This window comes from Lactococcus sp. FSL K6-0773, from assembly GCF_038006485.1.
Taxonomy (GTDB): Bacteria; Bacillota; Bacilli; order Lactobacillales; family Streptococcaceae; genus Lactococcus; species Lactococcus lactis.
Genome location: NZ_JBBOVF010000001.1, coordinates 570,078 through 584,154 on the forward strand (window position 1 = coordinate 570,078; position 14,077 = coordinate 584,154).

A 14,077-nucleotide genomic window follows, 5' to 3' on the forward strand; every position below is an offset into this window, starting at 1 on the left:
TCACAAACTATCAAAAATTTATTTAACGTGTAATTTTTGATATAATCAGATTAACGTAATTAAATGACAGGGGAGTAACCATGTAAATCATTCAAGCAGTCCATATTAAAGGAACTGACAAACATAAACGCTATTGGAAGGTACCAGACCACCTACAACCAATTAGACTACGTAAAGGCGACGAGGCGGCTGTTGAAACCAAAAGTGGGCCACAGAGGATTAAGATTGTTGCCGTAGTTACCTCAAAGGATGGATTTTTGTATTGGAAAATATGCATAAAAAGTCAAGTCAAATGATGTAAAAGGGAGATTCTTAATCGGATCTCTCTTTTTTGTGAGTGATTTGATTTATAATAATATCTATTATTTTATTTTAGTAAGAAAAAGAAAAAACTTCTGAAAAAATTTTTTGAAAGATAATTAAAACAAAAAGTAGGAGAGCAATGTGTAACAAAACCTTATAATAGCAAGGTTTACGAAACCTTTAGAAAATGTGTGACACAGAACTCCTATATGTTTTAAGTAACATCTTTCCGAAAAACTGTAATTTTCTTGACAATTGGATATCTCTTCTGGTATACTTAAATTTATGAAACGTGAACAATTAATACAAAATATTGAAAAACTAAAACACATCATGCCTTCTTATGTTTTAGAATATTATCAATCTAAACTTACTATTCCTTATAGTTTGAATACACTTTATGAATATCTTAAAGAATATGAACGTTTCTTTAGTTGGTTGGTCGATTCTGGAGTTGCTGATGTTGATAAGATAACTGATGTTTCCCTCTCTGTTTTAGAAAACTTAACTAAACGAGATTTGGAGTCATTTATCCTCTATCTTAGGGAGAGACCCCGTTTAAATACGCGCTCTACTCGTTATGGGGTAAGTCAAACAACAATTAATCGTACTCTATCTGCTCTTTCTAGTCTTTATAAATACCTTACTGAAGAGGTTGAAAATGAAGATGGTGAGCCTTACTTCTATCGTAATGTTATGAAGAAGGTACAGACTAAGAAAAAATCCGAAACTTTAGCTTCTCGTGCTGAGAATATTAAAGGGAAGCTTTTTTTGGGAGATGAAACTCAAGGTTTTCTTGACTATATTGATAATGAATATGAAAAAACATTATCAAATAGAGCTCGTTCTAGTTTTTTCAAAAATAAAGAACGTGATTTAGCAATTATTGCACTTATTTTAGCCTCTGGTATTCGTCTTTCTGAGGCAGTTAATGTAGATTTAAGAGATTTAAATCTTATTACTATGGTTGTTGAGGTAACTCGTAAAGGAGGAAAAAGGGATGCTGTTCCTTATGCTCCTTTTGCCAAAACTTATTTTGAAAGATACTTGGAAGTACGAAGTCAACGTTATAAGACTACAGCGAAAGATACGGCATTTTTTGTGACACTTTATAGAGACGTTCCTAGCCGAATAGATCCTTCTAGTGTTGAAAAATTAGTTGCTAAATATTCTCAAGCTTTTAAAGTGCGAGTGACCCCTCACAAGCTTAGACATACACTTGCGACTCGACTTTATGCTCAAACAAATTCTCAGGTATTGGTGAGCAATCAGTTAGGGCATGCTTCAACTCAAGTTACAGACCTTTATACTCATATTATCAATGAAGAACAAAAAAATGCTCTAGATAATCTATAACAAATAAAAAACACTTGATTCAAATTCCAAGTGTTTTTTATTTGTTATAGATTATCTTTTGAAATAATATCTGTTAAGCTATTTAAAGCACGCTCTGCTACCTTAGTATAACGTTCTTTTTTATCACGAATTCGTGGGCCTTCTAATTCTTCAACAATTCCGAAGGTTACATTCATTGGTTGAAAATGTTTGCTGTCAGTATGGGTGATGTAGTAAGGTAAACTTCCAATCGCCGTTGTTTTTGGGAATATAACTACTTCTTCGTCATTAAAGAGTTTGACAGCATTAATTCCAGCAACTAAACCAGAAGCAGCTGATTCTACATAGCCCTCTACTCCTGTCATTTGTCCTGCAAAGAACAGATTCTCTTGTTTGCGAGATTGGAAAGTTTGTTTAAGAAGATTTGGAGAATCCATGTAAGAATTACGATGCATGACTCCATAACGAACGAATTCAGCATTTTCAAGACCTGGAATCATTTGGAAAACTCGTTTTTGTTCTCCCCATTTTAAATGAGTTTGAAATCCTACGATATTGTACAAAGATGCGGAAGCATTATCTTGGCGAAGTTGAACAACTGCATAGGGAGTCTTAAAATCACCATCTCTGGGGCCTTTATAATCTTCAGGATATTCCAATCCAACAGGTTTCATCGGGCCAAATAGCATCGTTTTATAACCACGCTTGGCCATTTCTTCAATAGGCATACAACCTTCAAAGACTTTTAAATCTTCAAAAGAGTTTAAAGGAGCTTCTTCAGCAGAAATTAAAGCTTCTTGAAAGGCTTGAAATTCTTCCTTGGTCATTGGACAGTTGATATAGTCAGCCTCACCTTTATCATATCGAGATTTTTTATAGACTTTATCAAAATTAATCGAGTTGGCGTCAATAATTGGTGCTGCTGCATCATAAAAATAAAAGCCATCCGCACCGTTAAACTCATGAATTTTTTCTGCTAATTTATCTGAAGTTAGAGGTCCAGTAGCAATAATTGTAATTTCATCTTCTGGAAGATCAGTAATTTCTTCACGAATTACTTCAACCAATGGATGGTTAGAAACTTCTCTTGTGACAAAATCAGAGAAACCTTCTCTATCAACAGCTAAGGCTCCTCCAGCAGGTACTTGAGTCACTTCCGCTGCCTTGATAATTACAGAATCAAGTCTTCTCATTTCTTCTTTTAAGAGACCAACCGCGTTAGTGATTGCAGCTCCACGAAGAGAATTTGAACAGACTAGTTCAGCAAATTTATCTGTTTTGTGTTGAGGGGTTTGTTTAACGCCTCGCATTTCGTATAGTTTAACGGGAATGCCACGCTTAGCAATTTGATAAGCAGCTTCAGAACCAGCAAGTCCCGCTCCTATAACGTTAATATGTGTTTTTTTCATAGTCCCAATTATATCTAAATTTAGTAAATTTTTCCATTGATTAATATAATAAAAAAGCGCGGAAGCGCCTTTTATTTTTGTTTTTCTTCTTGATAATCACATTCATCATTTGAACATACCACTTGTTTACCGCCACCACGAACTTTCTTTTCAACAAGAAAATGTCCAGATTTAGGACAATCACGTCCGATAGGTTTGTCCCAACTTGTGAATTCACAGTCTGGGTAACGATCACAACCATAGAAAATTCTATTTTTCTTTGTTTTGCGTTCAATAATATTTCCTTCATGGCAAAGTGGACATTTTACGCCTATTTCTTTGACAATTGCTTTGGTGTTTCGGCAATCTGGGAAGTTGCTACAAGCGTAAAATTTTCCAAAACGTCCCAACTTAATTACCATCGGACTTCCACAAACATCACAGTCAAAGCCAGCAGGTTCATCCTTGATTTGAATTTTTTCCATACCTTCTTCGGCATTTTCAAGTTCTTTTGCAAAGGGTTTGTAAAATTGGTCAACAACCTCAATCCATTGACGTTTTCCTTCTTCAACTTCATCAAGATCTTTTTCCATTTCAGCTGTAAATTCAGTATTTACAATGTTAGGGAAGAACTCAACAATAAGCTTATTGACAATTTCTCCAAGCTCTGTAGGTTCAAAACGTTTTGCTGACAATCTCACATAGTAACGTTTTTGAATTGTTTCTAGTGTAGGCGCATAGGTTGAGGGACGTCCCACTCCATTTTCTTCCAATGTCTTGATGAGTGTTGCTTCGGAATATCTAGCTGGTGGTTGAGTGAAATGTTGTTCTGGTTTAACATTCGCTTTTTTGACAGTTTCATTTTCTTCCATCTCTGGAAGCATATTTGATTTATCAGAATCATTGTAGATTCGCAGATAACCGTCAAATTTCACTTGTGAACCATTAGCAATAAAGATAACACCATTTTGAGACAGATTTACTTTAACAGTATCGAAAATAGCTGCGACCATTTGACTGGCAACGAAACGATTCCAGATGAGTGTGTAAAGTTTTAGTTGATCTTTGTCTAGATATTTAGCAATGGCGTCTGGAGTGTTAAAGACATTTGAAGGTCGAATTGCTTCGTGGGCATCTTGGGCTCCAGAGGCATTTTTAACTTTTGAACCGTGTTTACTATATTTTTCTCCAAATTGATCAGCAATATAATTGTGAGCTGCACTTTGTGCAACAGGAGAAATACGTGTTGAGTCTGTACGCATATAGGTAATTAAACCTTGATGGCCCTGGCTTCCTAAAGTAAGACCTTCATAAAGTTGTTGAGCAACCATCATTGTTTTACGGGTACGAAAGTTAAGTTTATTAGCTGCGTCTTGTTGCATTGAGCTAGTTGTATAAGGAAGAGGAGCGTTTCTGCGACGTTCTTTCTTTTCAACTTTATCTACGTTAAAATCAGGACCGTCTAAACGTTCCATGACTTTGATGACATCTTCATTGGTTTTTAAAGGATGTTTTTTTCCGTCAATTCCCCAGAAGGATGCTTTGAATTTTTTAGTTCCTTTTTTAAATTCACCATCAATTGACCAATACTCTTCTGGAATAAAAGCATTAATTTCATTCTCGCGGTCAACAATTAGTTTTAAGGCAATAGATTGAACTCGACCTGCTGAAAGTCCTTTTTTGACTTTTTTCCATAGAATAGGACTAATTGAATAACCCACCAAACGGTCAAGAACTCGGCGTGCTTGTTGGGCATCAACTAGATCCACATCAATTTGACGCGGCTCCTTAAAGGCATTTTTAACAGCATCTTTAGTGATTTCATTAAAGACCACTCGATTTTTTTCTTCAAGTGGAAGATTTAAGATATGTGCTAAGTGCCAAGAAATTGCTTCACCTTCACGGTCCGGGTCACTTGCGAGATAGACGGCTTTGGCAGCCTTTGCTTCTTTTTTGAGAGAGTTGATTAATGGGGCTTTCCCACGAATATTAATATATTGAGGTTCATAGTCATTCTCTATATCAACAGACATGGTTGATTTTTTCAAATCACGAATATGACCTACTGAAGCCACAACTTTGTAGTTTCGACCTAAATATTTTTCAATTGTTTTAGCTTTTGCTGGCGATTCTACAATAACCAGATTTTTACCTGGAGTGACTCTTTTTCGTGTTGTTTTTTTCTTTGTAGTTGTTTTTGTTTTACTTTTAGTTGAAGTTGGCATAATTTTTCCTATTTATTCTTTTTGGTATCCACTATCTTTTAGTTATTGTATCTTAATTCATAGAGGTATATATCGAATGTGGAAGTAAAATAATAGTTTAAGAGGTGTTAATACTCTTATTTACATTAAATTCACTCTCTCATAATAAATGCTTTTCTTCAATATGTCAAGTTATTTAGTTTTCTTATAGTAGAACTTGATATTTTTTTGTACTATAAAAACAGACTTAAGTCATGTGGTGCAAGGTGATAAGGCTTTTTTTAATCATACAAATATTCTTCTAAGATATCTTGGGCTTGATAGATTAATTTTGCTCCTTGTTGTATTAGATGATTACAGCCATCTGAAAATCCATCTGCTATGTTTCCTGGTACAGCGAAAATATCTCTTCCTTCTTCCAGAGCGCGTTCACAAGTAATTAAACTACCACTTCGTAACTTTGCTTCTATCACTACTACACCATGTGAAAGTCCCCCAATGATACGATTGCGTTCAGGAAAATGATAGCGAAGTGGTTTTTCTCCGACTCAATATTCTGATAGTATGAGTTGGTTTTTAGCAAGATATTCTTGAATTTTTCGATTTTCTAAAGGATAAAAGATATCTAAGCCTGTACCGATAACTGCAATTGTAGGGATTTTATTTTTAATGGCAGAGAGATGACTTGCTGTATCAATTCCTTTAGCGAGTCCGCTGACAATCGTAAAATTTTGGTTCAACTCTGTCACAATTTTTTGAACGGCTTTAATTCCTTGTGAGCTTGCTTGTCGAATACCAACAAAAGCTAATTTAGGAGTTTTTAAGAGTCTTATATCTCCTTGATAAAATAATAGAACCGGTGGATTGTAAATTTCCTTGAGCCTTTCGGGATAAATTTCATCAAGAAGAGAAAATGATGGGTATATTTTATACTCTTCTCTCAGTTTACTTACGTCTTGATTTTTATATTGTTCAATAAAGTTGGGAATTGATTTAAGTTGTGCTACTTGTCCCATTTGTCTTAAACTTATTTTTTTATCATATCTATGAAAAAATTTTAAAAGTTTATTTACTCCTAAATTGGTCATGCCAGCTTTTTTCCAACGATATAAATCAAAATTTGTTATCATAATTCCTCCATTTTTTACTGACAGCTTTGTCAGCAATTTTAAAATTGGCTTATAATTTTCTATACGTAAAAAAGACTGACTTGTAACCAAAAAAATTACTGACAGAAATCTTGTCAGTAATTTTTATAGCTAATATGTTTTAATTTTAGGATTTAACTTCTGCAATGACTTCTATTTCAATAAGGACATTTTTAGGTAATCCTGCGACTCCAACAGCGGAACGCGCTGGGAATTCCTTATCAAAAAACTTTGAATAAATTGCATTAAATCTTGAAAAATCTTCAATATTTTTCAAGAAACATGTTGTTTTGATGACTAAGTCAAAATCAGAATGTGCTTCTTTCAAAATAGCAGAAATATTTTTCATCACCTGTTCGGTTTGAGTCTCAATGCTATCTCCAACAATCTCTCCATTCAATGGATTCAACGGAATTTGGCCTGATGCATAGAGTAAACCATTAACAATTTTGCCTTGAACATAAGGACCGATAGCGGCTGGTGCATCTAATGTTGCAATTATTTTCATAGATTTCTCCTTTAATATAGCTAAAGAAATCTAGTGATTATCATTCAGCTACATCGATATCTTTTTTTAGTGCTTCAATATCAAGGTCAGCAAACAAGAATTTGCGATCTTGAACGGGGAATGATTGGTTCAATTGGTCAATTGCGCCAATTTCAACAGTACCATTATCAATAATAAAATCAAGGACATGTCCACCAAAAGTAAAATCTTCACTAATAAAATGGAGATGATAACCAGCAACACTCACACCATGAAACATTTCTGGAGTCCAAATCCCAACAATTGTTCCTTTGACGTTTTCTTCAGTGTATTCGGGTTGATTTTGTGAAACTTCTACAAATCTTGTCCCTGATTTTGCCCGTGGAATCATACGAACGTGCATTTTTGGAAACTCACCAGTTATTTTGATTGAGCGAAATAAGTTTTGCCCGTCAAAATAGCTTTCGATTCGGTCTTCTAATTCCTTATCACTGGCCGTAAATTTTTGTTTAAAAACTACCTCTGCCTGATGGGGAACAACTGCAGCATAAGGAACTTTGATGTCATCAGTTAATTCTACGATGGTTTTATCACCTTTAGCTTGGTAGGCTTTACCGTCCAAAACAATCAATTCTCCATCAACAGAATCTAAAGTTCCAATTCCTAAATCACCATGTTTCAGAAGTTCACCAATTGTCATTGTCCCCTCGTAAAGGCCTGCCATTAAAGCTCCAAGGGTATTATATTGAAAAAGTTGTGTGATTTCTGTCATGATATTTCTCTTTTCTATCTCATTAAATTTAAATAATTTATTAATTAAATTATATCAAATTTCTAGTGATTTAAAGAGAATTGAAACTAGAAAATGGCTCAAACCAATTGGTTAGTTAGACCAAAAGTTCGTATAAACTATCATTTCCATGTAAGTTAACATAACGATTATCAAATCTTTCAATCCGATCAATCAATGAATCATAATCACTAGCATCTGAAAGTAAAATCCCAACAAGACAAGGCCCTTTACCTTTATCAGCCCTTTTGATGTACTCAAATCGGGTAATATCATCATTTGGCCCTAAAATATCACTGACAAAAGTTCTTAAGGCTCCTGGTCTTTGAGGAAAGTTAATGACAAAATAATGTTTTAGACCTTCATAAACCAAAGCTCTTTCTTCAATTTCTTGCATTCGACTAATATCATTATTTCCGCCGCTGATGATACAGACAATATTTTTACCCTTGATTTCATCTTTAATAAGTTCAAGTGCGGCAACAGATGTTGCACCTGCTGGTTCGGCGACAATTCCTAATTTTGAATACAATTCGAGTATGGTTTGAGAAATTAAACCTTCATCAACCGCAAGCAATTGTTTCACTTTGTCATTAATAAGTTGGTAAGTTTTCTGACCAACAGTCACAACCGCAATTCCGTCAGCAAATTTATCAATGTGTTCCAAGGTGACGGGCTGACCAGCAGAGTAGGCAGCTTTCATACTTGTTGCCCCTTTTGCTTCAACTCCAATAATTTCAGTTTGGGGATAGCGCTCCTTACTGTAGGCCGTAATTCCTGCAATTAAACCACCTCCACCAATCTGTACAAAAATCTTATCTAAACTTATTCCTTGTTTTTTAGCTTGCGCAAAAATTTCTAAAGCCACTGTCCCTTGACCAGCAATTACATTTTCATCATCAAAAGGGTCTATAAATGGTTTGTCATTATCTTGAGAAAAAGCTTTTGCTGCTCTGGCTGATTCATCAAAAGTATCACCAATTAAACGAATTGTTACATGACTTTCGCCAAAAAATTTAACTTGTGAAATTTTTTGGTTAGGTGTAGTAACGGGCATGAAAATTGTCGCAGAAATATTTAATTGATTTGCAGCAAAAGCAACTCCTTGTGCGTGATTACCTGCGGAGGCACAAACCACTCCTTTAGAGCGTTGCTCATCAGATAATTTACTGATAGAATAATAAGCTCCTCGTAATTTAAAAGAACGAACTTTCTGTAAATTTTCTTCTTTTAAGTAAATATTTGCTTGATATTTATTGGAAAGGTAGGGGTCTAATTGTAAAGGTGTTTTAGTGACAACTGCTTTTAACAAATCATAGGCATCTTCAACCTCTTTGGCACTTATCATTTATGTCATTCCTCCATAAAATGCTTTTATGTTTTTGTTCAATCAATAAGAGAAATTACTGATAGATTTTAAAGGCATCGTCATCACCAGATTGTGTGAATGGCATTGCTTTACGTAATTCTGCCCCAATTTTTTCAATTTCAAGATTTTTAGCAGCTTCGCGATAGGCTGTTAATTTTGGACGCCCCGCTTTGAAGTCATCAACGAAATCTTGAGCAAATTTTCCAGATTGAATATCAGCCAAAACAAGCTTCATATTCTTTTTAACTGCGTCAGTAATAATCCTTGGACCAGTCACATAATCGCCAAACTCAGCAGTATTTGAGATGGATTGACGAATTTTAGTAAAACCACCTTCATACATGAGGTCAACAATCAATTTCATTTCGTGCAAAACTTCAAAGTAAGCCAATTCGCCAGCGTATCCAGCTTCTGTCAGTGTTTCAAAACCGGCTTCAACAAGTGCTGTCAAACCTCCACATAGAACAGCTTGTTCTCCAAACAAATCTTCTTCTGTTTCTTCTTTAAAGGTTGTTTCAATAATTCCCACTCGAGCACAACCAATTCCTTTGGCCCAATCCATTGCGATTTCACGCGCATGACCACTTGCATTTTGGTGTGAAACAAACAAAGCTGGTGTACCAAAACCTTCAGTATAAGTCCGACGGACAAGGTGACCTGGAGCCTTAGGTGCAACCATAAAGACGTCAACGTCTTCTGGTACTTTAATATAGCCAAAATGGATATTAAATCCGTGAGCAAAACCAAGTGCTGAACCTGCTTTCAAGTTTGGTTTGATGTCCTCTTCATAAATGGATTGTTGAAGTTCATCTGGCGCCAAAACCATAATAACATCAGCTTTAGCTACCGCTTCTCCTACTTCAAATGTTTCAAAGCCATCTTCTTTTGCTTTATCAAAAGATTTTCCGTGGCGCACACCAATGATAACGTTGTGACCAGAATCACGCAAATTCTGTGCGTGAGCATGTCCTTGTGAACCATAACCGATTACTGCAATTTGCTTTCCAGCAAGTGCTGATACTTCTACATCATCTTCATAATACATTGTAACTGCCATTTTTGTTTCCTCTATTTTTCTATTTATTTGTTAACTTATTTAAATTTAGCCACGCTCAAAACCTGCACTACCTGTCCGAGCCATATTTAGAATGCCATAAGGACTAACAACATCAATAAGTGCTTCGATTTTTGCTGAATCACCCGTTAATTGAATGGTGACATTTTCCAGATTGACATCAACTACATTTACTCTAAAAGGTTCAATCATTGTAAAAATTTCTGCCCTAATGGTCGGTGGAGCTGATACTTTAATCAAGACGACTTCACGTTCTACATGAGGCAAATCTGTAATATCAGCTACTTCAATCACATCTATTAAGCGATTTAATTGTTTAATGATTTGTTCTACTTCATCAAGATGATCAACTTCAATAACAAAAGTGGTATGAGTTAAGTCTTGACTTTCTGTAACTCCAGCGGTAATTGAGAGAATGTTCACTTGCCTTCGATTGAGAACGGCGGTAAATCGATTCATAATTCCTGTTACATTATGAAGTTTTGCGATAATCATTCTACGCATTATCTACCTCCTCATTCTCATCAGTAAAATGAAGTCCAATCATTTCGTCACTGTGTAACCCAGCTGGTATCATTGGTAAAACATGTTCAGATTTTGAAATTAGAACTTCAATAAGCATTGGCTCATCTTCTGTAATAATTTTTAAATCATCAGCCAAAGTTTTTGGATTATCTAACTTAACATGTTTGATGCCATAAGCTTCGGCTAACAATTGAAAATTGGGTTCAACATCAAAAACCGATTGTGAACGTCGCTCTTCATAGAATGATTCTTGCCATTGACGTACCATTCCCAATGAATGATTATTAATCAGAACAACTTTGATTGCAATACCGTAGCCATTAAGTAATGCTAATTCTTGATTAGTCATTTGAAAGCCACCATCGCCAACAAAAACAATGACATTTTTATTTGGCTGTGCCAGCTTTGCACCGATTGCTGCAGGAATGCCAAAGCCCATCGTTCCCATTCCCCCAGAAGTAATAAGTTGCCTTGCATTTTTATAAGGATAATATTGCGCCACCCACATTTGATGTTGCCCAACATCGGTCACAATGATTGCATCTCCTTGAGTGTATTCTCCAATTAATTTAATTGTTTCCTGTGGACGGATATCATGGTTTTGGGGCTCATAAGTAAATGGTGCTTTCTCTTTATTTTTAGTGACAGTTTTAATCCAATCATTAAAGTCAGTCCTGACCTTATTTAATTGCAAAAGTCTGCTTAAAGCCGCTTTCAAATCAGAAAGGATTGGAATATCGGTTTTTACAATTTTGCCAAGTTCAGCAGCGTCAATATCAATATGAGCAACGACAGCATTTTTAGCAAATTTTGCAGGATTGGATACAACTCTATCGTCAAAACGTGATCCCAAATTAATAATATAGTCAGCTTCAACTAAAGCCATATTTGCAGCGTATGAACCGTGCATTCCTGCCATTCCTAGTTGCAATTCGTGGCTGATTGGTAATGTTCCTAAGCCAAGCAATGTAGAAACAACTGGAATTTGATATTTTTCGACAAATGCTCTGAAAATATCAACTGAGCCAGAATAATTAATTCCTCCGCCAGCAATAATGACTGGTTTTTTACTGACAGAAAGTTCTGTCAGTAATTCTTGCAATTGTTCATCAGTCGCTTTTTCACTTTCGTGATAATGAGGAAGATTCAAGCTTGGGTCATTAATTTCAGTGACTTCAAGGGTGGAAACATCTTTTGGTAAATCAATTTCTACTGGTCCAGGACGTCCTGTCCTTGCCAAATAATAGGCTTCTGTAACAATTCTTGGAATATCTGCAGTTTCCCTAATTTGATAATTATATTTTGTAATTGGGGCTGTAATTCCAACAGTATCTGCTTCTTGAAAAGCATCTTTACCAATTGACAGACGGCCAACTTGACCTGTGAAAACTAACAATGGGACTGAATCAAGATAAGCGTCAGCAATTCCGGTTACTGCATTAGTCGCTCCCGGTCCAGACGTAACAACGACGACACCAACTTTACCAGACGATTTAGCGTAACCTTCGGCTTCATGCGTTGCTCCTTGCTCATGACGGGCTAAAATATGTTGAATTCCTTCAAAATTATGAATCGCATCATACAAGGGGAGCATGGCCCCACCAGGATAACCAAAAATAATTTCTACTCCAAGTTCTTTTAAGGTTTGGAGAACAAGTTGGGAACCGGAAGTAGGTTTTTCTAACTTTATTTTTTTCATTCAAACCTTTCTATAAATCTGTAACGCAACCTTCACTAGCGGGGCGTGTAAGTTTGGCAAATTTTGCAAGGACACCACGCGTTGCTTTAGGGGTTGGTTTTTGATAATTGGCACGTCGTTTAGCAATTTCTTCATCAGAAACTTTTAAACTAATACTATTATTCACCGCATCAATTTCGATAATATCATCATCTTCAACTAAACCAATCAACCCACCTTCAACTGCTTCAGGGACGATATGACCCACAACAAAGCCGTGTGTGCCGCCAGAAAATCTTCCGTCAGTAATTAGGGCACAAGATTTTCCAAGTCCTGCTCCAATTAATGCTGAGGTTGGTTTTAACATCTCTGGCATTCCCGGACCTCCGACTGGGCCAATATTTCTAATGACCGCAACATCACCGGCATGCAATCGGCCAGACTCAATGCCATCGATAAAGTGTTGTTCTCCGTCAAAAACACGAGCAGTTCCTTTGAAAAATTCGCCTTCTTTACCAGAAATTTTTGCAACAGAACCCCCTTGGGCAAGATTACCGTACAAGATTTGTAAATGTCCAGTAGCTTTAATTGGATTTTTTAGTGGTCGCATAATATCTTGGCTGTCAAAGTCCAAATCTAATGCTGTTTCAACATTTTCAGCCAAAGTTTTACCTGTGACGGTCAAACAATCACCGTGAAGTTTTCCTTCTTTAAGTAGGTATTTCAAAACAGCAGGAAGGCCACCAATTTTGTGCAGATCTTCCATCATATATTTTCCGCTCGGTTTGAAATCGCCAAGAACAGGGGTAATATCTGAAATACGTTGGAAATCATCTTGCGTAATTTCTACACCTATGGCATTTGCCATTGCAATGATATGAAGCACAGCATTGGTTGAGCCTCCAAGGACCATGACAATTGTTATGGCATTTTCAAAAGCTTCTTTGGTCATGATATCACTTGGTTTAATATCTTTTTCTAATAAATTTTTGATGGCTAAACCAATTTCATCACACTCTTCTTGTTTTTCTTGACTGACTGCTGGATTGGAAGAGGAATAAGGTAAACTCATTCCTAAAGTTTCAATAGCGGCAGCCAGGGTATTAGCAGTGTACATTCCTCCGCAAGCACCTTGCCCTGGAATGGCATTGCAAATAACGCCATGATAATCTTCATCAGAAATATTTCCAGTGATTTTTTGTCCCAGAGCTTCAAAGGCCGAAACAATATTTAATTTTTCACCTTTATATTCGCCATGTTCAATCGTTCCACCATAGACCATAATTGACGGACGATTTAAGCGAGCCATTCCGATAATTGACCCTGGCATATTTTTATCACAACCGGGAATGGCAACGATGGCATCATAATATTCTGCGCCAGCGTTGGTTTCGATGCTGTCAGCAATCACTTCACGACTGACCAAAGAATATCTCATGCCAAGCTTTCCGTTAGCAATTCCATCAGAAACTCCAATAGTATGAAATTGAAGTCCAATCAATCCGTCAGTTTGGTTGACAGAACTTTTGATTTTACTCCCAAGTGTTCCCAAGTGCATATTACATGGATTTCCGTCCCAATCCATGCTGACGATTCCGACCTGAGCTTTTTTGAAATCCTCATCTTTAAAACCAATGCCGTAGTACATCGCTTGAGTCGCTGGTTGTGTTGGATCTTGAGTCAATGTCTTAGAATATTTATTGAGTTCCACTGATTCAACTTTTCCGTTATATTTGAATTCCATATGTTATCTTTTTGACCTCCCCGTAAATTTA

At 36.2% G+C, this 14,077-nt stretch carries 10 protein-coding genes and 1 pseudogene; 1 reads left to right on the forward strand and 10 read right to left on the reverse strand.

Annotation, left to right across the window (positions count from 1 at the left end):
- Positions 1 to 588 precede the first annotated feature (588 nt).
- Complete coding sequence (gene xerS / locus MHB61_RS02795; RefSeq protein WP_003131037.1) at positions 589 to 1,659, forward strand: tyrosine recombinase XerS; 1,071 nt, start codon at positions 589 to 591, stop codon at positions 1,657 to 1,659.
- Positions 1,660 to 1,703: 44 nt separating this feature from the next.
- On the opposite strand, the gene trmFO is transcribed toward xerS, so the two are convergent.
- From trmFO to ilvD, 10 genes and pseudogenes are all read right to left on the reverse strand, one after another.
- A complete protein-coding gene (gene trmFO / locus MHB61_RS02800) occupies positions 1,704 to 3,047 on the reverse strand; it encodes a methylenetetrahydrofolate--tRNA-(uracil(54)-C(5))-methyltransferase (FADH(2)-oxidizing) TrmFO (RefSeq protein ID WP_003131150.1) in 1,344 nt (447 codons plus the stop codon).
- A 71-nt stretch (positions 3,048 to 3,118) separates the two neighbouring features.
- Positions 3,119 to 5,251 carry a type I DNA topoisomerase gene (gene topA, locus MHB61_RS02805; protein WP_003131148.1) on the reverse strand — a complete coding sequence of 711 codons (2,133 nt, stop codon included), beginning with the start codon at positions 5,249 to 5,251 and terminating at the stop codon, positions 3,119 to 3,121.
- A 260-nt stretch (positions 5,252 to 5,511) separates the two neighbouring features.
- A pseudogene (gene dprA / locus MHB61_RS02810) lies at positions 5,512 to 6,357 on the reverse strand (DNA-processing protein DprA).
- Between the two features lie 148 nt (positions 6,358 to 6,505).
- Positions 6,506 to 6,886 carry a RidA family protein gene (locus MHB61_RS02815; protein WP_003131142.1) on the reverse strand — a complete coding sequence of 127 codons (381 nt, stop codon included), beginning with the start codon at positions 6,884 to 6,886 and terminating at the stop codon, positions 6,506 to 6,508.
- Positions 6,887 to 6,926: 40 nt separating this feature from the next.
- Positions 6,927 to 7,637 carry an acetolactate decarboxylase gene (budA, locus tag MHB61_RS02820; RefSeq protein ID WP_003131140.1) on the reverse strand — a complete coding sequence of 237 codons (711 nt, stop codon included), beginning with the start codon at positions 7,635 to 7,637 and terminating at the stop codon, positions 6,927 to 6,929.
- Between the two features lie 115 nt (positions 7,638 to 7,752).
- Complete coding sequence (gene ilvA / locus MHB61_RS02825; RefSeq protein WP_137015818.1) at positions 7,753 to 9,003, reverse strand: threonine ammonia-lyase IlvA; 1,251 nt, start codon at positions 9,001 to 9,003, stop codon at positions 7,753 to 7,755.
- Between the two features lie 55 nt (positions 9,004 to 9,058).
- On the reverse strand, positions 9,059 to 10,081 hold the full coding sequence (gene ilvC, locus MHB61_RS02830; protein ID WP_137015821.1) for a ketol-acid reductoisomerase: 1,023 nt from the start codon (positions 10,079 to 10,081) through the stop codon (positions 9,059 to 9,061).
- A 45-nt stretch (positions 10,082 to 10,126) separates the two neighbouring features.
- Positions 10,127 to 10,603 (reverse strand): acetolactate synthase small subunit, encoded by a 477-nt coding sequence (gene ilvN / locus MHB61_RS02835; RefSeq protein WP_010905839.1) that lies wholly within the window; start codon positions 10,601 to 10,603, stop codon positions 10,127 to 10,129.
- Positions 10,596 to 12,323: an acetolactate synthase large subunit gene (locus MHB61_RS02840; RefSeq protein ID WP_003131132.1), complete on the reverse strand. Its 1,728-nt coding sequence runs from the start codon at positions 12,321 to 12,323 to the stop codon at positions 10,596 to 10,598. The genes ilvN and MHB61_RS02840 overlap by 8 nt, the downstream gene beginning before the upstream one ends.
- Before the next feature lie 10 nt (positions 12,324 to 12,333).
- A complete protein-coding gene (ilvD, locus tag MHB61_RS02845; protein ID WP_014570601.1) occupies positions 12,334 to 14,046 on the reverse strand; it encodes a dihydroxy-acid dehydratase in 1,713 nt (570 codons plus the stop codon).
- Positions 14,047 to 14,077 lie beyond the last annotated feature (31 nt).